Annotated in this window: 19 protein-coding genes and 1 pseudogene; 9 read left to right on the forward strand and 11 right to left on the reverse strand. The window is 47.2% G+C overall.

What is annotated here, in order from left to right; all coding sequences use genetic code 11:
* Positions 1-7 precede the first annotated feature (7 nt).
* The 6 genes from ACU01J_RS05455 to ACU01J_RS05480 all read left to right on the forward strand — a co-directional run bounded on the left by ACU01J_RS05455 (position 8) and on the right by ACU01J_RS05480 (position 6,804).
* Positions 8-1,252: an extracellular solute-binding protein gene (locus tag ACU01J_RS05455; protein ID WP_481084744.1), complete on the forward strand. Its 1,245-nt coding sequence runs from the start codon at positions 8-10 to the stop codon at positions 1,250-1,252.
* 62 nt (positions 1,253-1,314) lie between these two features.
* Positions 1,315-2,304 carry a carbohydrate ABC transporter permease gene (locus tag ACU01J_RS05460; protein ID WP_394126596.1) on the forward strand — a complete coding sequence of 330 codons (990 nt, stop codon included), beginning with the start codon at positions 1,315-1,317 and terminating at the stop codon, positions 2,302-2,304.
* 19 nt (positions 2,305-2,323) lie between these two features.
* Complete coding sequence (locus ACU01J_RS05465) at positions 2,324-3,187, forward strand: carbohydrate ABC transporter permease (RefSeq protein ID WP_481084921.1); 864 nt, start codon at positions 2,324-2,326, stop codon at positions 3,185-3,187.
* A 14-nt stretch (positions 3,188-3,201) separates the two neighbouring features.
* The gene (locus tag ACU01J_RS05470; protein WP_481084745.1) at positions 3,202-4,551 is read left to right on the forward strand and encodes a GH1 family beta-glucosidase; all 1,350 of its coding nucleotides are present in this window, start codon (positions 3,202-3,204) and stop codon (positions 4,549-4,551) included.
* Positions 4,551-5,645: an ABC transporter ATP-binding protein gene (locus tag ACU01J_RS05475; protein ID WP_481084746.1), complete on the forward strand. Its 1,095-nt coding sequence runs from the start codon at positions 4,551-4,553 to the stop codon at positions 5,643-5,645. The genes ACU01J_RS05470 and ACU01J_RS05475 overlap by 1 nt, the downstream gene beginning before the upstream one ends.
* Before the next feature lie 142 nt (positions 5,646-5,787).
* The gene (locus ACU01J_RS05480) at positions 5,788-6,804 is read left to right on the forward strand and encodes a LacI family DNA-binding transcriptional regulator (RefSeq protein ID WP_481084747.1); all 1,017 of its coding nucleotides are present in this window, start codon (positions 5,788-5,790) and stop codon (positions 6,802-6,804) included.
* 58 nt (positions 6,805-6,862) lie between these two features.
* On the opposite strand, the gene ACU01J_RS05485 is transcribed toward ACU01J_RS05480, so the two are convergent.
* Positions 6,863-7,150: a hypothetical protein gene (locus ACU01J_RS05485; protein ID WP_481084748.1), complete on the reverse strand. Its 288-nt coding sequence runs from the start codon at positions 7,148-7,150 to the stop codon at positions 6,863-6,865.
* Positions 7,151-7,384: 234 nt separating this feature from the next.
* Here ACU01J_RS05485 and ACU01J_RS05490 point away from each other — a divergent pair, with 234 nt between their 5' ends.
* Together ACU01J_RS05490 and ACU01J_RS05495 are read left to right on the forward strand one after the other, a co-directional pair.
* On the forward strand, positions 7,385-7,672 hold the full coding sequence (locus ACU01J_RS05490) for a putative pterin-binding protein (protein WP_481084749.1): 288 nt from the start codon (positions 7,385-7,387) through the stop codon (positions 7,670-7,672).
* A 40-nt stretch (positions 7,673-7,712) separates the two neighbouring features.
* Positions 7,713-7,937 (forward strand): hypothetical protein, encoded by a 225-nt coding sequence (locus ACU01J_RS05495; protein WP_481084750.1) that lies wholly within the window; start codon positions 7,713-7,715, stop codon positions 7,935-7,937.
* A gap of 485 nt (positions 7,938-8,422) precedes the next feature.
* On the opposite strand, the gene ACU01J_RS05500 is transcribed toward ACU01J_RS05495, so the two are convergent.
* From ACU01J_RS05500 to agaR (ACU01J_RS05545), 10 genes are all read right to left on the reverse strand, one after another.
* Positions 8,423-9,277 carry a tagatose bisphosphate family class II aldolase gene (locus ACU01J_RS05500; protein WP_481084751.1) on the reverse strand — a complete coding sequence of 285 codons (855 nt, stop codon included), beginning with the start codon at positions 9,275-9,277 and terminating at the stop codon, positions 8,423-8,425.
* Positions 9,268-10,473, reverse strand: coding sequence for an N-acetylglucosamine-6-phosphate deacetylase (nagA, locus tag ACU01J_RS05505; RefSeq protein WP_481084752.1), 1,206 nt, complete (start codon positions 10,471-10,473; stop codon positions 9,268-9,270). Before nagA ends, ACU01J_RS05500 begins: the two co-directional genes overlap by 10 nt.
* A complete protein-coding gene (gene agaF, locus ACU01J_RS05510; RefSeq protein WP_481084753.1) occupies positions 10,463-10,903 on the reverse strand; it encodes a PTS galactosamine/N-acetylgalactosamine transporter subunit IIA in 441 nt (146 codons plus the stop codon). The genes nagA and agaF overlap by 11 nt, the downstream gene beginning before the upstream one ends.
* 69 nt (positions 10,904-10,972) lie before the next feature.
* Complete coding sequence (gene agaE / locus ACU01J_RS05515; RefSeq protein WP_481084754.1) at positions 10,973-11,857, reverse strand: PTS N-acetylgalactosamine transporter subunit IID; 885 nt, start codon at positions 11,855-11,857, stop codon at positions 10,973-10,975.
* Entirely contained in the window at positions 11,847-12,623 is a 777-nt protein-coding gene (gene agaW, locus ACU01J_RS05520) for a PTS N-acetylgalactosamine transporter subunit IIC (RefSeq protein WP_481084755.1), read from the reverse strand. The genes agaE and agaW overlap by 11 nt, the downstream gene beginning before the upstream one ends.
* A 17-nt stretch (positions 12,624-12,640) precedes the next feature.
* A complete protein-coding gene (gene agaV / locus ACU01J_RS05525) occupies positions 12,641-13,114 on the reverse strand; it encodes a PTS N-acetylgalactosamine transporter subunit IIB (RefSeq protein WP_481084756.1) in 474 nt (157 codons plus the stop codon).
* A gap of 17 nt (positions 13,115-13,131) precedes the next feature.
* Entirely contained in the window at positions 13,132-14,292 is a 1,161-nt protein-coding gene (locus ACU01J_RS05530; protein WP_481084757.1) for an SIS domain-containing protein, read from the reverse strand.
* The gene (locus ACU01J_RS05535; RefSeq protein ID WP_481084758.1) at positions 14,289-15,596 is read right to left on the reverse strand and encodes a D-tagatose-bisphosphate aldolase, class II, non-catalytic subunit; all 1,308 of its coding nucleotides are present in this window, start codon (positions 15,594-15,596) and stop codon (positions 14,289-14,291) included. The genes ACU01J_RS05530 and ACU01J_RS05535 overlap by 4 nt, the downstream gene beginning before the upstream one ends.
* A gap of 20 nt (positions 15,597-15,616) precedes the next feature.
* Positions 15,617-16,381, reverse strand: coding sequence for a transcriptional repressor AgaR (gene agaR / locus ACU01J_RS05540; protein ID WP_481084759.1), 765 nt, complete (start codon positions 16,379-16,381; stop codon positions 15,617-15,619).
* Positions 16,382-16,818: 437 nt separating this feature from the next.
* On the reverse strand, positions 16,819-17,595 hold the full coding sequence (gene agaR, locus ACU01J_RS05545; protein WP_481084760.1) for a transcriptional repressor AgaR: 777 nt from the start codon (positions 17,593-17,595) through the stop codon (positions 16,819-16,821).
* A 247-nt stretch (positions 17,596-17,842) separates the two neighbouring features.
* Between agaR (ACU01J_RS05545) and ACU01J_RS05550 the strand changes: the two are divergent.
* Positions 17,843-18,765, forward strand: a pseudogene (locus ACU01J_RS05550) (IS5 family transposase).
* The last annotated feature ends 65 nt before the right edge of the window (positions 18,766-18,830 follow it).

The raw sequence follows: 18,830 nt of genomic DNA on the forward strand, positions 1-18,830 counted from the left end.
CAATAAGATGAAACTAAAAACTTTGACGCTTGCCACTGTTACTGCGCTTGGAGTCGCATCAACAGTCAACGCTGCTAATTCTGAGATTCGCTTTGATGGTTTCCCTGATTTTGACAGCAGCTTAAAAGTGCTGCTACCTGACTTTGAAAAAGAGACAGGTATTAAGGTTGATTACCTGATGAACAACCACGGGGACCACCATACGAAGCTGACCACCAACTTAGCAACAGGCTCAGGCGCGGGTGACGTTATTGTTGTTGATGTAGAGAAGATTGGTCCGTTTGTGGCGTCTGGCGGTTTAGTTAACCTGTCTGAAAACTACGGTGCAGACAAATACGCAGAAAGCTTTGCGCCTTACGCATGGGCACAAGGTAAGGGTGCGGATGGTGATGTTTACGGCATGCCTGTCGACCTTGGCCCTGGTGTAATGTACTACCGTACAGACGTGTTTGAGAAAGCGGGTATCGACTTAATTGAAGCCATTAAAGATTGGGATTCGTATATCAAAGCGGGTGAAGAGCTGAAAAAGAAAGATGTTTACCTGATTGCTTCAGCGGCGGATGTAGCGCAAGCGATCATCTTTACTACCGTACCTGAAGGTGAAGGTTTGTACTTCGATAAAAACGGTAACCCAGTGGTCACTTCAGAGCGTTTTGTCCACGCATTTGAAGTGGCAAAAGAGATTCGTGACAAAGGCCTAGATGCTCGTATTTTAGCTTGGTCAAACGAGTGGTATGAAGGCTTCCGTAACGGCACGTTTGCTACTCAGCTATCTGGTGCATGGCTACTTGGCCACCTAAACAACTGGATTGCACCAGAGACTGCAGGTAGCTGGGGGGTATCTAATCTTCCTGATGGTATTTACGGCAGCTGGGGAGGATCGTTCTTATCGATTCCAACCCAATCTAAGCATCAAGACGAAGCGTGGAAGCTGATCGAATATATGACAACTCGTCGCGATATACAGCTTAAACACTTCGAGACCATCGCGGCATTTCCTGCAAACATAACAACTTACGATGCCCCTATGTTTGAAGAGAAAATCGAGTTCCTTGGTGGGCAGCAAGCACGCTTATTGTTTGCTGAGGTGGCACAAAACATCAAGCCAGTGGCTCCAGCAAAAGGCGATCACGTTGCACGTTCTATTATTTTAGAGAATGCGCTAATGGAAGTTCTGGATGAAGGCAAAGATATCGAAACTGCGCTGAAAGAAGCGGAGCGAATGATCAAACGCCGTACTCGTAATCTTTAATTGGTTTGTTATTTGGTAGGGGAGGAAGGCGAGTTTCGCCTTCCTAACTAGAGGTCGTTACTATGAATCATGCAGCGAGCAAGATTATGGACACATCCGAGAGCAAAAGCCTTTTTTCTCGCCTGAGTTTGAAAGCGCTTACACCGTATGGATTCCTACTTCCGTTTCTGATTATTTTTTCTGTATTTGGGATTTTCCCGTTACTGTTTTCAATCTTTCTGTCGTTTCACGAGTGGAACCCAGTCGAAGGTTTAGGGGCGATGGATTATGTGGGGTTAGAGAACTACCACATTGCACTGACTGACCCGTGGCTGTGGCGTTCACTGAAAAATACCCTATGGCTAGCGATTACATCGGGCGTCGCTCAACACTTGGTTGCGTTGCCTGTCGCTTACATTTTGGTGTCAATGAGTGACCGTTTCCGTCATTGGCTGACATCGGCTTACTTTCTGCCGTTCATCACCTCAACGGTGGCGGCATCGCTGATCTTCTTCAACATGTACTCGCCGAACTCGGGCATCATCAACCAGACCCTAATCGCGCTGGCAGATAGCACCTTGTTTGGTTGGGCGTTTGGCTGGGTGAATGACTTTCAGCCAATCCGCTGGCTTGATGACGCGACTATGGTCAAACCATCTATTGCCATCATGGTGTTCTGGAAATACACCGGTTTTAACATCGTTCTGTACACCACGGGCTTGATGACCATTCCTAAAGACATTCTTGAAGCCGCTCGAATGGATGGTGCGAACGCATGGCGCCGTTTCTGGAGTATCTCATTGCCAATGATTCGTCCGTTTATCTTCTTCGCTGTGACCATGACCATCATCGGTAACTTACAACTGTTTGAAGAACCGTTTGTTCTGACTCGTGGTACTGGTGGTACTGGTCAATCAGGTCTAACGATTTCAATGTACCTCTACAAAGTGGGTTGGGAGTGGTTAGAAATGGGCACAGCATCGGCTATCTCTTGGCTGTTATTTATGCTGATTGCAGGCTGTACTGCTGTGCAATTCTTCTTCTTCGGTAAAAAAGGTTTGGGGGAGCAATAAGATGACTACTCAACACGTAATGTCTCCCCGCTGGCGTCCAAGTGAGCGCAGCATCGAAATCTTTACCAAGCTCTTGATGGCAATGCTGGCAGTTGTGCTGATTGTCTCAGCTATCATGACGGTGTTCCCGTTCCTGTGGTCGGCGTTACTGTCTACTCGTGACCGGACGGAAATTTTTGGTACGGGCATCAGCTTCGCCATTGGTGACAGCTTAGCCATTAACTACGCTAAGTTGCTTGAAATCATGCCGTTTTGGCAAGCGATGTTTAACTCCATCTACATTGCTTTTCTTGGGACAACCATCTCGCTGCTGTTTTGTAGCATGGGTGGCTACGCGTTTGCGGTGTACAAATTTAAGGGCAAAACATTCCTGTTCGGCATGCTAGTTGGCTCGATGATGATCCCGCCGGTGCTGAGTTTGATCCCTTACTTCATGATCGTGAAGTTCCTAGGCTTGCTCGATAACCATCTTGCGGTATGGCTGCCGTTCACCACAACGCCGTTTGGTATTTTCTTAATGCGTCAGCATGTGGTGGCTTCGATTCCTAAAGAGTTACTGGAAGCGGCAAAACTGGATGGTGCAGGCGAGTTCAGAACTTATTGGAGTGTGGTGCTTCCGCTGATGAAACCCGCTCTAGCAACGCTTGCTATCGTTCAATTCGTCTTCTTCTGGAACATGTTTATGCAGCCGTTAGTGGTGCTAACAACCCCAGACAACTATGTGATTACTCAGGCACTACGCAGTGTGCAAGGCATTCCAAATACTCCATGGGGAGCGGTAATGCTAGGTACGACTATTTCGATTCTTCCACTGGTAATTACTTACTTATTCGCTTCAAAACAAATGATTAGTGGCCTGACGTCAGGCGCAGTAAAAGGCTAAAAGGTTTAATAACAATGAATAAATTCCAACTTCCTACAGACTCAAAATTACGTAGCCCAGAGTTCCTATTTGGCGTTGCCACTTCTTCTTACCAAATTGAGGGCGGTGCGCAGCTTGGCGGTCGTACTCCTTCTATTTGGGATACCTTCTGTAATAAGCCTGGTGCGGTAGACAACATGGACAACGGCGACGTTGCTTGTGACCACTTCCACCTTTGGAAGCAAGACATCGAGATGATCAAAGGTTTGGGCGTAGATGCCTACCGTCTGTCGATGGCGTGGCCTCGCATCGTTCCACAGGATGGTCAGGTTAACCAAGACGGCCTTAAGTTCTACGAGCAAATCATTGATGAGTGCCACGCGCAAGGCTTGAAAGTATTTGTGACTCTGTATCACTGGGACTTGCCGCAATACCTTGAAGACAAAGGCGGCTGGTTAAATCGTGAAACCGCTTACAAGTTTGAAGAGTACGCTAAGGCCGTGAGTGCTTACTTTGGCGACAAGATTGATTCGTACGCAACCTTGAACGAACCGTTTTGCTCGTCTTACCTTGGTTACCGTTGGGGTATGCACGCACCTGGTATTAAAGGTGAGCGTGAGGGCTTCTTGTCAGCGCACCACCTAATGTTGGCACACGGTTTGGCGATTCCACACATGCGTAAAAACGCACCGAATGCGATGCATGGTTGCGTGTTTAATGCGACACCAGCTTACCCACTGACTGACGCAGACATTGGCGCGGCTGAGTACAGCGATGCAGAGGGCTACCACTGGTTTATGGACCCAGTATTGAAAGGTGAGTACCCGCAGTTGGTGCTCGAGCGTCAAGCGCACAATATGCCGATGATTCTAGAGGGTGACTTAGACATTATTCGCACAGACTTAGACTTCATTGGCGTGAACTTCTACACCCGCTGTGTGGTTCGCTTTGATGAAAATGGCGATATCAAAGATGTGCCTCAGCCAGAGAATGAGCACACCTTCATTGGTTGGGAAATCTACCCTCAAGCATTAACCGATCTACTACTTCGTTTACACGATCGCTACGACAACTTACCGCCGCTGTACATTACTGAAAATGGCGCAGCCGGTGAAGACGACTGCATCAATGGTGAAGTGAACGACACCCAACGTGTCAACTACTTCCAAACGCATTTAGAAGCGGTAGATAAAGCGATCAAAGCAGGCGTAGACGTACAAGGCTACTTTGCGTGGAGCTTAATGGATAACTTTGAGTGGGCGTATGGTTACAAACAGCGTTTCGGTATTGTTCACGTGGACTACGAAACCCAGCAGCGCACCCTTAAACAAAGTGCAATTGCATACCGAAATATGCTGTTAGAGCGTCGAGAGGAGAACCAGTAATGGCAAAAGTTGAGTTTAAAAACATCAAAAAATCCTACGATGATGTGGAAGTGGTAAAGCACTTCGACTTTACGGTCAACGATGGCGAGTTTGTGGTTTTTCTTGGCCCATCAGGCTGCGGTAAATCGACGACGCTGCGCATGCTAGCTGGCTTAGAGAGCATCACCGCAGGCGAGATTTTCGTTGGTGATAAGCTGATGAATAAGATCGATGCCAAAGATCGTGACTTGGCGATGGTGTTCCAAAGCTATGCGCTTTACCCGCACATGACGGTGTATGAAAACATTGCCTTTGCGCTCAAGCTTAAGGGCATGCCTAAAGATCAAATCGATGTTGAGGTGCGAAAAGCAGCGAAAATGCTAGAGCTTGATCCGCTGCTGGATCGTAAGCCAAAAGAGCTATCGGGTGGTCAACGCCAGCGTGTAGCCATGGGCCGAGCGATGGTGCGTACACCAAAAGTGTTCTTGTTTGACGAGCCGTTATCAAACCTTGATGCAAAACTGCGTGGCACGATGCGTGAAGAGATCAAACAGCTGCACCGAGAGCTTCAAACCACCACGATTTATGTTACGCACGACCAAATTGAAGCGATGACCCTTGCTGACCGCATTGTGATTCTAAAAGACGGTTATGTAGCGCAAGTGGGGACGCCAACAGAGGTGTTCCAACAACCAGCGAACAAGTTTGTCGCTCAGTTTATTGGTAACCCATCAATGAATATACTCGATGCACAGCTGGTGGGCGAAGAAGGCAACTGGCACGTTGAGCTAGGCGACACTCGTATCCCGCTGCCAGAGCGCTTCCATGCTCATGCATCTAAGAACCTTGCGCTGCACTTTGGTGTTCGTCCGACAGACATTCATTTACGTGCTGAGCAAGTGGATCATGATCGAGTGCTGCCGTTCCCGGTCAAAATCAAAGATAAAGAGCTACTTGGTGCGAGTATCTTGCTTAAAACCGAGATTGCAGGTCAATCTTTGATGGTTGAAACGCAGGCCGCTGAAGTGGATGTGAATGAGCTGACGCTCTACTTGGATCTGGATGCGATTCATCTGTTCGATGCCATGAGCGAAAAATCATTGGCGTCGTTTTAATCGATAACTCTCACCCCCTAGGTAAGTCAGTGCATTTAGCCACTGGCTTGCCTCTTTAGCTCTCAGTTTCAATCAACGTCTGTTGAGCTCCATAAGAGGAGTTTCTATAGTCGATGTTTCGCTTGTTTAATTGGCAGTTCTTATGACGACCAAAAAGAAAAAAAAACCTTCTATCTATGATGTCGCCAAGCTCGCCGGTGTTTCACCCAGTACTGTTTCTCGCTTTCTAAATCGCACCACTTATGTGTCTGATGAAAAAACCAATAACATCGAGAAAGCGATTAAAACTCTGGGCTACAAACCCAACTACACCATGAACCAAGGCACCAATACTCGTTCGATGACCATCGGCGTATTGGTGCAAAACCCAGAGAGCCCACACACTAGCCGTATTCTTAATGATATGGAGAAAGTGTTCAGTGCGCAGGGCTACTCATTGGTGATTGCGACGGGGCACTGGAAAAACAAACTCGAATCCCATGCGCTCGAATACCTCGCTAAGAGCAATGTCGATGGTGTGATCATTGTGACCGGAAGCCTCACCGAACAACAAATTCTCGACTACGCTGAGAACATTCCGGTAGTGGCGGTTGGTTATGATGTGATTGGTGAACGAGTGCGTTGTATTAACATCGACAACGTGCTCGGCGGTTATATGGCAACGCTGCATTTGCTGCAACAGGGCCATCTAAACATTGCTCATATTAAAGGTTTGCTAAACCAGCCGGATGCAGTAGCCCGCTTTGTTGGCTATAAAAATGCGCTGCAAGAAGCAGGGATTAAAGTCCAGCCTAAACTTATCAAACAAGGGAACTTCAGCAGTGAATGCGGCTATGAGTTAACCAAAGAATTGATTGAGTCAAAAAGCCATTTTAGCGCCATCTTTGCCGCTAACGATCAAACGGCTTATGGAGCCATTAAAGCATTGCATGACCACGGTTATCGAGTGCCTGAAGATGTCTCTGTAGTCGGGTTTGATGACTTGCCAACCTCGTTTTACTTTACTCCCGCTTTAACCACCATGCGTCAGCCTGTTGAAGAGGTTGGGGTAGTGTGTGCAGAATCGATCCTTAATCTATTGAGTGGCGAAAGACACGATGTTCGCCTGCCACCAATTGAGCTGATTGTCAGACAGTCGACCAAGTCGATTTATCGATAGTGCTCAATGAGTACGTTTCCCTTATTGTGACTGCCAAGTGAAGGGAAACGTAGCCCAGTCACTTACCATTTGAGGTCTGTTTACTATCAACACTGACTAACTGACCTTTTTGACTCTCTTTATTCTTTCGCTTATCGAGATAGATATCACTGTCGGCTTTGGCGAGGGTACCTAGGGCAGGTAGGTAATCTTTCGGGCCTGATTGGGCGATGCCAATACTGAGAGAAATATCATTTCTAATTGAGTGGAGCTGTTTCCAAAAGCGAGGAACGTAGTTGGTTTGAGCGTCTTGGCTCATGCAGTTTGGTATAATGACGGCGAACTCATCCCCCCCATTCGAAAGCATAAGTCTATACTCTGTGAAACCAACGAGGTTTTGTTTTCTTCTCAATAACCTGAACCAAAGTGTAAAGGGAGTTTCGATGATTAGAGCGTTATTTTTAGTGCTGGCGTTATTAGGGGGGAGTGTTGTCAACGCAGCCTCAGTGCCCAAAGGCGAGCCCATTTTGTGGGTAAGCGGCAATGTTAGCCAAAAGAACACGGATGATGGCGTCGTGTTTGATGATGTCATGCTGAACAAGTGGTTGAGTACCGTGGTCCTACGTTGTCGAGTTTGCTTGAGTTCGTTGGGGCGCAAGGGACACAGCTTAAAGTCATTGCGTGGGATGGCTATGTTGTCACTATTTCTATCAGCGATATCGAAAAATATGGTGTGCTGCTCGCCACTCATGAAGCCGGTGTTAAGATGACGATTGATGACAAAGGCCCGCTGTTTGTCGTGTTCCCTTTCAATGATTACCCAGATCTAAGAAACGATTTGTACTACAGCTTGTCAGTGTGGCAAGTGCGGCAGCTAGTTGTTGAATAGCACGCAATCACATCTACCGACTAAATATCGAAAACGGGTTGTGAATCTTATCGGTGCGCTCTGCTTAGCTTTTATCTTATTGATCGGTAATTTCTTTCATTCGCTGATAGAAATAGAAAAAATCTCGCCACAACCGTACGTGACGATCGTCAGTAACAACATCTCTTCAACACTTAGCTATATGCATGTCAGTGAATGTCATGTAACAGAGGCGGCAGAGTCTATGGGGAAGTTGATCACGGGGATGTTAGTCGAGCCTAAATAAGCAATGCCGAGAAAGCAAAGACGTACCGTAAAGGCACTGAAAGCCAGTAAACCTAATGTTGAGCCAAAAGTGAGAAAAGAAGAGTTTGATCTCTTGCCAGAACTCACGGACAAGGAGATAAGTGATATTAGAGCAGAGTTGGATTTTTTAAGTTGGTAGTGAGCTTAAAGCCACTTCTTGAGAGTAGCTTATCTTATTATTGCCCCATTATCATTTTCGGACAACATTTTTATGGACGTAAACAGGGAGGATTTTCCCAAATACAGATCATGTGAGTGTGAAAATAGTTATGCTATAAAATAGAGTTTTTAGATTGCGATGGTAAGTTGCTTCGGGATAAAAGTAACTTGCAGTTAACAGTGATAGAAAAAGGGAGCCTTGACTAGAGGCTCCCTCAAATAACACCGACTATAGGGGGGAGGGTGTTAACCTATAGCTTTCAGGAGAGATAGCTTGAGGATTTTAAAACCGCTTATTGAAGTGACCTAGATACGGCCTTCACTGCCACAAACGCGGATCTTACTCATCACCACTTCTTTCATTGCCGCTTTACCTGGAATGATGTATTTACGCGGGTCGTTCGCATCTGGATGATCACTAAAGTAGTGTTTAACTGCGTCGGCAAAAGCGATTTTCAGCTCGGTTGCCACGTTGACTTTGCAAATACCTAGGTCGATACAGCGACGCACCATCTCATCTGGCACACCAGACGCGCCATGCAGTACCAATGGGATATCAACCACTGAACGGATTTTTTCTAAACGTTCAAAGTCGAGCTTCGGCTCTGCTTTGTATAGCCCATGTGCTGTGCCGATTGCCACGGCTAATGAGTCAATACCTGTACGGCGTACAAACTCTGCCGCAGAGGCGGGATCGGTCATGAGTGCATCGGCGCTATCGACGATCAGGTCATCTTCCTGACCACCAAGACGCCCCAGTTCTGCTTCTACGCTGGCATCAAATCGGTTGCAGTGATTGACCACTGAACGGACAATTTCAATGTTTTGGTCGAAGGCATGGTGTGAGCCATCAATCATGACGGAACGAATACCTTGGTGTACTTTGTTATAAATATCTTGCTGCTCTTCATGGTGATCAAGATGCAGAACCAAAGGGAATTTGTGTTTTTGTGCCGCTGATTTACAGATATTGATCAGGTAATCTGTCCCCGCGTAATCGTAAGTACCAGGTGTCCCGGCTAAGATGACTGGAGAGCCCATTTCAGACGCTGTTTCAACAATAACTTGAACGGTTTCTAGGTTGTGAATATTGAATGCAGGAACTGCGTAACCGCCTTTTTGAGCACGTTTTAGCATTTCACGAGAAGAAATTAGATACATAAAGCCTCCTGACTTGGTTGTTGCGCCGTAAACACAAGGCGTCCATTCACCCAAGTTTTAACAATTGAGAAATCTGATTTAATCGCAACCATAGAAGCGCGTTTGCCAACTTCTAAGCTGCCTAATTGGTCTTGCAAGCCTAAGGATTGTGCTGGGGTCAGTGACGCCATCAGCCAGGCCTGCTCTAGTGGTAAGTTGAGCCACTGTTGAATGTTTTGGATGGCACGGGGCATGGTTAGAGTGCTGCCTGCCAAACCGCCTGTGTCGGTAGTCACTACGCCATCTTTCATCTGTACTGTGTATTCACCGAGGATGTATTCGCCATTTGGCATTCCTGTCGCACTCATAGCGTCAGTGATGAGTGTCAGGCGACTGCCGCAGCAACGGTGAGCCACATCAATTGCCGCTGGGTGAACGTGATGGCCGTCGGCAATCATTTCGACATAGCTGTTGGCATGTAGCAGGCCTGCGCCCACCACACCTGGGTCTCGATGATGAAGCCCACGCATACCGTTGTAACAGTGCACAATGCCATTGGCGCCCGCGTCTAATGCTTGCTGAACTTGGTCATAGCTGGCATCGGTATGACCCAGCATGACTTTGATGCCTTGCTGACGTAAGTAGCGAATCGCATCGATCGCCCCTGCTTTTTCTGGTGCTAGAGCGACTGTGATTAGCTGGTTGTCAGCGTAAGAGATCCAGTTATCTAGCTCTTCAACTGAAAGATCACGAAACCAAGTGGTAGGGTGAGCGCCTTTGTTTTTTTCCGTAAAGTAAGGGCCTTCTAAATAGGCACCTAGGATTTCTGCCCCCTCAACACCTTGTTCTTTGCTCTTGGCGACCTGCTTGAGCGCGGAACGAATCTTGGCGACCGGAGCCGTCACCGTTGTCGCAACAAAGCCTGTTACGCCAAGGCTGGCAAAGTATTGCGACATCGTGTTTAAGCTAGCGTGACTGGCATCCATCACATCGAAACCTTGTGCACCGTGGACATGGCTATCAATCATGCCCGGCAGTAAGCTTACGTCACCAAGATCGATGCAATCGTTGTGCAACTGGGCGTTAAATGGCTCGATTGCGCTGATAAAGCCATCATGATCGATGGTAACGAACGCATCGCTTAGCCAAGTCGCACCGTGCAGCACACGTTGAGCGCGATAGCTTTGTTGAGTAGAGGAAAGCGGATTAGATACCATCTTCTTCTACCGCTTGTTGAGGTTGCGCTTTAGCGGCCATTTCGGCTGCTAGTGAGGTAATACCACGATGGCCACACGCAACGGCTTGGTCACGGAAATCGATAAGGTTGAGCTCGTCGCGCTCAAGCAACATTTCTGCGGCCATTTGTAAGTTAGTGCCAGTGACCACTTCGATATCGTTGCGCTCTTGGCTAAGTAAAGAGGCGGTACGGAAAGGCGTGCCACCGAGTAAGTCAGTTAAAAAGACAATGCCTTCACCTGAGTCGATTTCTGTGATTGCTTCACGCATTTGTGCTTCAAGCTGTGGTGTGGTCGCCTCTTCTGGGAAATCGATAAATTTAAACTGAGGTTGTTCACCAATGACCTGAAAAACCGCTTGAGCAATACCTGAAGCAAAGCCACCGTGACCAGATAAAATAACAGCAATCATTTTTGTATCCTTATTGGGGCTGACGCATCAGCCCCATTTTTCGTTCTTATAATTTGCAGAGAGACGGGGTTATAGGAAGCCCATAAAGCGACCAACAACGCCCAGTGTTACTGTGATAGCGATGAGTTTTAGTGGGCTCCAACCACGTTTCACCAGTGCGTACATAGCTAAGGTGTAAACCAGTGGTAGGAACGCTGGCATCAGCTTGTCGATAACGTCAGCTTGCAGTTTCACAACTGCGTCACCTGCGGTGATTTCAGCGGTGGTGGATAGACGAACGTAAGTCGCGACTAGCGCACCGATGACCGTCATACCGACCATAGAAGCCGCGTGTCCCACCTTCTTGGTATTGGCTTTGATGACTGGAATTGCCGCGACACCCATACGGTAGGCGTAGTGTGCTAGACCGAAACGTAGACCGAAGTGCACCACGTTAAACAGTACGAAAAAGAACACAGCACCCATGATTGAGCCTTGCAGCGCTAAGTCAGCACCGATACCGCCACAGATAGGCAGTAGAGTTAGCCAGAACATCGCGTCACCAATACCACCCATCGGCGCACCAACGGCGATCTTGGTACTTTGAATACTGTTGATGTTCTGCTTAGAGCGTTCCATGGCCAGTACCACACCCATAACGAATGTCACTAGGAACGGGTGCGTGTTGAAGAAGCCCATGTGACCTTGCATGGATTTGGCTAGGTCAGCCTTGTTGGTGTGGATCTTCTTCAGTGCTGGTAATAAGCCGTACAGCCAACCAGAAGCCTGCATACGTTCATAGTTAAAAGAGGCTTGCAGTAGCAAGGATCTCCATGCCATGCGGTTGATGTCCGCTTTGGTCAGATCTGCGCCAATTTCTTTGTTTTCATATTCGTCTGCGCTAACACCTAGAGCGGGTTGTACATCAGCGTTTTGTTGACGAAGGTCGAGTTCGTTGCTTACATTAGATTCCATCTTCAAAGTCCTCAGCTGGTGCTGTTGCAGGGGTTGGTTCTGTTTTGCGCATAAAGTCGATGATTGCCATTGCCGTGGCTGCGGCTGCAATCGCTAGGATTGGGAGTTGTAGCCATGCTGCTGCGACGAAACCTAGGATGAAGTAAGGGATGTAAGCGTTTTTCATCATGATCTTCATCAGTACGGCGAAACCGATCGCTGGCATGATGCCGCCCGCAACACCTAGACCGTCAATAAGGTCTTTAGGCAGTACTTCGACGATTTTTCCTGCGTGTTCTGCGCCTAGGAAAACCGGTAAGAACGCACAAAAGAAGTAGAAAGAACCCAGAACCGCAAGCGCCATGTAGTTCACGCGCTCGATACCATGGGTATCGGCGTTTTGAGCGAACTCATCACACTTAGACATAACCGCTGACATTGCAGAGAACAGTAGGGTGATACCCATTTGTACCGCAACAGCGAAAGGAACAGCGACACCAACCGCGACGTTAGGATCGACTTTAGTGGTGATGGCGAAAGCCGTACCAACAATAGTACCGATGATGACGTTTGGTGGCTGAGCACCCGCAAGGGGCGCTAGGCCCATCCAAATCAGTTCTAGCGTACCACCGACTAAAATACCGGTTTGCAAGTCGCCTAATATCAGACCAACGAGCGGACCAAGTACCACTGGGCGGTGGAAGTGTGTTAGACCATTAAATAAATCTAGGCCCGCAAAGAAGGCTAGGATGCCGAGCATCAACGCCTGTAAGAGTCCTATTTCCATGATTGGTGTCCTTATGTTTAGATAAGAGTAAAGATGTCAGTTGCACTTTCAGTTGGTACACCTTGAATAGTGCACGTCACCCCTAGCGCTTTTAGTTGACCAAACTCCGCCACATCATCAGCATCGACTGAGACTGTTTTGGCAATTTGGTTTTTTCCTTCTGCGTAGTGCATGTTGCCTACGTTGATATTGCTAATTGGCACACCGCCTTCGACCAATTGACGGAAGTCTTTTGGTGTGCGGCATACCAGTAGAATGCGTTGACGATCGGATGCTTTTTGGATGGTTTCGATGGTCTTTTGCACCGTCCAGAAACGGATGGCGATACCGTCGGCTAAAACCATTTCCATCAAGTTTTGTTGGATGGTGTCTTCAGCGACTTCGTCGTTAACCACAACAATGATGTTTGCATCGGCAAAACCTACCCACTGCACACCTACTTGGCCGTGAACAAGACGCTCGTCGATACGACTTAAAACGATATTTGGCATGATGATTTCCTTTCAAATTATTGTTGGTTGTATGGGTAGATAGTGACGCCTTGCACCACTCGGTTTACTTCACCTGTTGGGCATGGGTTGTCTGGCCCAAAACCCAGCTGGAGCGATTTTTCAAAGGCCAACATTTGGCAGAAAACGATGTATGGGAAGCAAAGCCATTGGTCGCCAAGGTCAAGCTGACCAAGTTCAAAAACGGCTTCCTCATTCAATGGCTTCTCTGTGAACGCGATGTGTGCCAAGGCTTGTTTGTCACGACGGATCTCAGTGAACAAATCCAAGTCGTACTGGCGGGTATAGGATTCACTGGAAAGCAATTGGATAACCAGTGAGGTCTCGTCGATAGTGAATTTAGGGCCGTGACGAAAACCTAAAGATGAGTCGTATGCGGTCATCACTTGACCGGCACTTAATTCAAGAGATTTAAGCGATGCCTCACGTGCAAGGCCAGCAAAGCCACCGCTACCTAATACGATAAGGCGTTGGTAAGGTTGGCTTGCGAGCGCTTTAATGGCTGTTTGCCATTGCACCAATTTGCCTTCGCACAATGCCGCGGTTGCTTCGATCTGCTTGTGCCACTCAGCGGGCGTTTGACCGCCTAGCAGAGTCAGGGTAGACATCAGCATGCAGCTAAAGCTGGAGGTCATTGCGAAGCTCTTATCGTTTGAGCCTTCTGGCATTAGCATGCAGTACGCGTTGTTGGCGGTTTGTGCGTAACGAGACAGCGCGCCTTCTGCGTTACAAGTCAAAAACAGGTGGTGGCAATCAGGTACAAGTTGGTCAACCAAGGCAACCGCGGCCACACTCTCAGGGCTGTTACCTGAACGAGCGTAAGAGACCAGCAGTGTCGGACGACTTGGGTCAAGGTATTGCGTTGGGTTTGAAACCAAATCTGTGGTTGGAATTGATTCAACACGAAAACCAAGACCCGCGCTGATAAACGGTGCAGCTGCATCACCAACGAATGCCGAGGTACCAGCACCAGTCAGAATGATGCGTAGGTCGGAACGCGCAAGAAGCGGGTTAAGGAAAGCACTCACGGCATCATATTGCTGTTCTAGAATGTCAGACAGAGCACGCCATAAACGTGGTTGGTGGCTGATCTCTTGTGCTGTGTGAACGCCGTTGTGCTCTTCTAGCCAAGGCAGTTCATAGCCTAAAACTGAACTCATTTGATAGTCTCCTTCCATACTACTGCGTTTGCGTAACAAGCTTCTGAATAGACTTGCGTTACTTCCATAATCTTGTGCATCACAATCTCAGCGGGTTGATTTGGTATTTGGTGTTGAGAAATAGCCTTAGCTTGATTTGGTAAATATTGGCTAAGGAGAGTCATAGGCAGCGGCTTAGCCGTTAAGTTGTCAAACAGTGCTTGTTGCGCTGCTTGCACTTCTGGATGAGTCCAGTAGTAACGAATGCGATCGCTTAAGCTGTAGCTGCAGTCTAAGAATTGTTGATGCCCTTTGCTGGCATAGTGTGAGTGCCAGTAGTTTGGTTGCTCATGCATCACTTGTTCGATGGTTTCACGCAGGTGAGACGCTTTGTGTGTGCCTAACCACTCTTTTTCCGCGCGGTCTAAGCCATAAAGCGCTTCACGCAGAGCAAATGTGAGAGCAGGACCAACCTTTATAATGGCAAAGTGGTCGCGAACTAACTCGTGGTAAGCCATAGGATTTTGGTAATCGGTAGAGTGCGCTTCAAACACAAGGTTTGGTTGGCTCTCAATGAGCTTGCTCAGTGATTGCGCGGCAAAGCTGTCATAGTGGTGCACACTATGATGGTCAAATTCCACACCTGGCTGAACAACAAGACCGATAACGCGAGGCCACACATAACCAAGATCCATATCGCTAAATGCTTGATGGTGAACGTCAAGTGTCGCGATAGCTTCTTCAGGCTTAGTGACTTCCATCCCTTCTTCTAAAGATTCCAGTGCACCTCCTGGGGTTGGAACTTCGGTACCAATCACATAAACCGGAGCTTCACCGCCTGCGATCTTCCATGCATTTTCTGCAACCAGACATAATTTGGCGGCACGCTCAGCCATGATGGCTTCACTTAGTGGGGTTTGTTCGTCAGCACATGACATTGAGCAATCTAGGTGGATTTTCTTAAAACCCGCTAAGACATAGTCATTGATCATCTGCTCTGAATATTCCATAGCTTGGCTTGCTGATAAGTGTTTCCAGCAGTTAGGACCTAAGTGGTCGCCACCTAAAACAATATTTTCAGCAGGGAAATTCAAACGTTCAGCCAGGGCAAACATATGCTCGGCGAAGTCTTTTGGTGTCATACCTGTGTAGCCACCAAATTGATTCACTTGGTTTGATGTAGCCTCAATTAAAACAAGCTGTTCGTCTTGTGCTGCCTGCTTAATCGCAGCTTCAAGCACGAGTGGGTGCGCAGAACAAACTGAGTAAATGCCAGTGGCATTGCCTTGTTTATGTTGGTCGATAAGAGAAAGTAACACTTTCATTTTTAATCCTAATTTACAGTTCAGTCTGCAAGAATGACGGTGACACCCATATCAGCTAAGGCTTGGTGAGTGGCATGTGGAATATTGTTGTCTGTAACCAAAACATCGATTTGGTGCGCCGCTCGGATCATGCAAAAACTCTTGCGTCCGAACTTGCTTGAGTCAGTGACTGCAATCACTTGGCGAGCGACATCGCACATCGCGCGGTTCATTTGCGCCTCATGATTGTCAGGCGTGGTAATACCGGCTTGCAGATCAAATCCGTCGACACCCAGAAACAGTTTGTCGAATAGATAAGCACGAACTTGTTGCTCACCTTGATGACCGGTCAATGAACACGATGTGCGGCGTAAATTTCCGCCGACTACATGCAAATCAACGTTGTCGTTATTGCTCAACTGATAAGCGGTGTTGAGCGCATTTGTCATCACCACCAAATGCTGTTTGTTACTGAGATACTGTGGCATTAGACCTATGGTGGTACCTGAATCCAAAATGATGGTGTCGCCATCGTTAACGAGCTTTGCCGCAGCTTCGGCGATGTATTGCTTGGCACTGCGATTAAGCTGATCCTTACGGTGCAAAGGTTGTTCGAAAGCGAAGTTCGGGTTTAATGTCGCGCCACCGTAACAACGGAATACACAGCCTTGTTTTTCCAGTAAGTTGAGATCATGACGAATGGTGACAGCAGAGACGTCGTATTGCTGAGCAAACTCATCTACTTTGCCTGAGCCATGGCTGCGAATATGCGCCATGATTTGCTGTCTTCGTTCTGCACTGGTCATTTACCAATTTCCCTTTCGTTACATTTCAACTTAAGGAGTGAAATGTTTCGATTTCTTTTGATTTTGATTAAATCAGCAAACAGTGGACGAAAACGAAAGATAGATCACAAACATTTTTCTTTCGTTTTGGGGTTTTAAAACTTTCGTTTGAGTAAAAGTGAAAGGTTTTTCTTTCACTGTTAGGCGCTTATTTTGTGTTGCGAACCACTTGAGCCTTGGGTTTGTGAAGTGAAACAGTGAAAGCGAAATGAAAACCTTGCGAAGTAACAGGGTTTCGCTAGGTAAATCGACGCAGATCACAAAAATTGAACTTATGGTAATTTTTGAACGGGGAGAAACAAAAAAGAGCCGTCCTGAACGGGCGGCTCTTAGCAAGTGAAAGCGGAAATTAATATGCTTATAGTGGCTTATTTTCGGCGCGAAGTTAGTGGTATTGGTTAGGAATTTGCGTCGACAATATGGACGTCAACCCCCATTTCAGTCAGTCGCTCGACATAGTCTTGGGGTATGCCACTATCGGTAATTAAGATATTTAACTGCTCAGGACGGGCAATTAAGCAAAAGCTTTGGCGGTTAAACTTAGAGGAGTCAGTGACCGCGATAACGGTTTGGGCTGCTTCGACCATTTTACGGTTAATGTCTGCCTCGCCTTGATGCGGGGTGGTAATACCGGCAACCTTATCAAAGCCATCAACCCCTAAGAATAATTTGTTGAAACGAAATCCGGCTAAGAATTCTTCTCCACTTGTGCCATGCACGGAATAGGAGTTATGACGCATCACGCCTCCGCTAACCATTACTTCGATGTTCTCTTGGTTAGCGAGATGATAAGCGATATTAATGCCGTTGGTCATGACGACAAGATTATGCTTCGGGTTGAGGTGATGGGCGATTTGTTCCGTGGTGGAGCCAGAATCAAGAATGATTTTGTCGCCGCTTTGCACCAAAGAGGCTGCGTATTCTCCGAGTTTTGCTTTGATATCGCAATGGAGCTGCTTTTTATCGTTCAGTGGCCGCTCGAAGGCAAACTGGTTGTTGAGCAAGGCCCCGCCATAACAACGAGTCACGCAGCCTTTCTTTTCTAAATAATTGAGATCATTACGCACAGTGACTTCTGAAACATCGTAAAGCTCGACAAAGTAGTTCACCTCACCTTTTTGGTGAGTCTGGATATAGTGAAGAATTTCTTCACGCCTTTGGGTAGCAGTGGTCATAAAGAGATGTTCCGACAAGTAATCATTTGTTCTAACTAATTTTAACAGAATACAATAACACCCACTTTACTTCACGATGTAATGCAGTGTTACGCAATGACTCTTTTCGTTTTGGGCATTTAATGATGGTAATTCACGTCTAGCAGTTCTCTGAAGTCCTTAATGCTACGGCTTTGTTGCGTAATTCAATGGAACTAAATCCAGAAACTACGTCTGATTTGCTACGTCCACTATCTCTCGTAGCCTCATGCCCAAACCACGTTACAAAACAACCAACTGGAAGCAATACAACCAATCACTTATTAACCGTGGCTCTTTGACCTTTTGGATTGATGAAGAGGCGATAAGCGGGTGGGTGCAAAGAAAACAGAATAAGCGCGGGAGGCCACGTCGGTTCAGTGATTTAGCCATCACGGCAGCACTAATCGTGAAACGAGTTTTTTCTATGCCATTGAGAGCGCTGCAAGGATTTATCGACTCGATATTTAGGTTAGCCCATGTACCGTTAAGTTGTCCGCATTACACCTGCATCAGCCGTAGAGCCAAGCAAGTTAAGGTCTCATTTAAGACTAAAACGAGAGGAGTGATACAGCACCTAGCCATGGATGCAACTGGCCTTAAGGTTTATGGCGAAGGCGAATGGAAAGTCAAAAAACACGGGACGGATGGCACGCGCAGAGTCTGGCGAAAGCTGCATATTGCCATCGATACAAGCACTCATGAAATTATTTGCAGCCGAGCTAAGTTTATCGACGGTTACGGATGGGGAAGTTCTCCCGAACTTACTGAAACAAACACGCCGCAGTATCCTTGAGGTATCTGGTGATGGGGCTTACGACACGAGAGTGTGTCACGCTGTTATTAAGATTAAGGGAGCTATTGCGCTTATTCCCCAAGAGAGAGGGGGCAGCCTTCTGGCAGCGTGGTCACCCTCGCAATCTCGCCGTGGGTTGTCAGAAGCTATACGGCTCGAATAAGTATTGGAAAAAGCGGTATGTATACGATAAACGTTCATTGTCAGAAACAGCGATGTATCGAGTTAAACAGTTGCTAGGAGGACGGTTGAGCTTAAGAAATTACAATGCACAAGTGGGTGAAACTTACGCGATGATAAAAGCGTTGAATAAGCTCACTAGGCTAGGTATGCCTGAAACTTGTCGTATTGACTAAAAAGCATGCAAAACGGGCGGCTCTGTCTCTAAACTGAATTACGCAACAAAGCCGCAGAACATGGC

It is taken from the genome of Vibrio sp. 2433-A1, from assembly GCF_056726085.1.